The following is a 1,206-nucleotide window of genomic DNA, read 5'->3' on the forward strand; positions in this document are numbered from 1 at the left end:
CTGCCACCCTCAGCGACAACCAGACAATGTACTAACGGCTAGCACGCTCGAAACTTCTGATTGGTGTGCCTCGCCGAGAAACACTTTTGTTCTCCAAGAACCCCTTGAAATGAATCGCCCGGCCCGTTAGTATATTTATCGAATGTCTTCCCTCCCCCTTTTCGACGAAGTCCCTCCCCAACGAGATCTGCGCGACGCCTTCGAGCAGTGGCTCGCCGACCAGCGCGCGAGTGGCGCTCTGCGCCAGCCGGGATCGATCGAGGTGTATCGCGAGATGTGGCGCGGCTTCATGGGCTGGTGTCTGGCCCAATCGCCAGCCGTGACGCTGGAGTCGCTCGACGTGCGGGATCTGCAGTCCTTCCAGGCTGCTCGCTTCGGCATGAAGAACCCTGACCTCTCTCTCACCCCACGGCACGCCCTTCGACTGTTGCGCCTGATCGACCGGGTGCTGCGCCACCGCGCAGCGCAGTCCGACGATCAACCGAATACGGCGGCTGCGGATTGGCTCGCCGAGAATCCGCACGTGCGTTATGCGGAGGCCGCCAGCGGCGACCCGTTGCCGGAATTTCTTTCAGTGGCCGAGGCAAAGCACCTGATCGCGTTCCTGTCCAACGCGCGCCCTCGCCCCGGTGTCTCCGGGGCACGTCGCGATGCCCATGCTGCGTTCACCTGGCAGGAACTTCGCAATCGCGTTGCGGTCGCGCTGCATCTGGGCGGCGGGCTGACACCCGCAGAGGTGCGCGCGCTCACGCTGGATTCGCCGATCGCGCGCGGCGGCCGCATACGGGATCGGCCCTGGAAGATATCGATCCCCGCCAGTGGGAACTMGCCGGCGCGCGAGACGCCGATCGCGCCTTGGGCCGGCGAGCTTCTGCAGCATTGGCTCCAGGTTCGATCGGAACGACAGATTCCAGGCGCCATGCTTTTTCCGTCAACGGCGACGGGCAAGCCCTGGAGCAAGCAGTCCCACTACTCGGCAACCAGGCAGCTGCTGGCGGATGCGGGTCTCGACGGCAACGAAGGCGGCACCTTCAAGCTTCGGCACACCTTCGCGATGCGGCAATTGCGACGCGGAACGGCGCCGGCGGAAGTGGCGCGCTGGCTAGGCGTTGAGGTGGAGGTGATGGACCGCTACAAGCACGTCGTGATCAACCCGGTGGACGTTGTCTGAGGGCGCGTAGCGAACTTGTGAAGACGGTCCAGTAC

The 1,206-nt window shown here is 64.2% G+C and carries 1 protein-coding gene; it reads left to right on the forward strand.

What is annotated here, in order from left to right:
- Positions 1-274 precede the first annotated feature (274 nt).
- On the forward strand, positions 275-1,171 hold the full coding sequence (locus AC1DY5_RS56315) for a tyrosine-type recombinase/integrase (RefSeq protein ID WP_478122820.1): 897 nt from the start codon (positions 275-277) through the stop codon (positions 1,169-1,171).
- The last annotated feature ends 35 nt before the right edge of the window (positions 1,172-1,206 follow it).

The organism is Variovorax sp. P4_D9 (assembly GCF_056401695.1).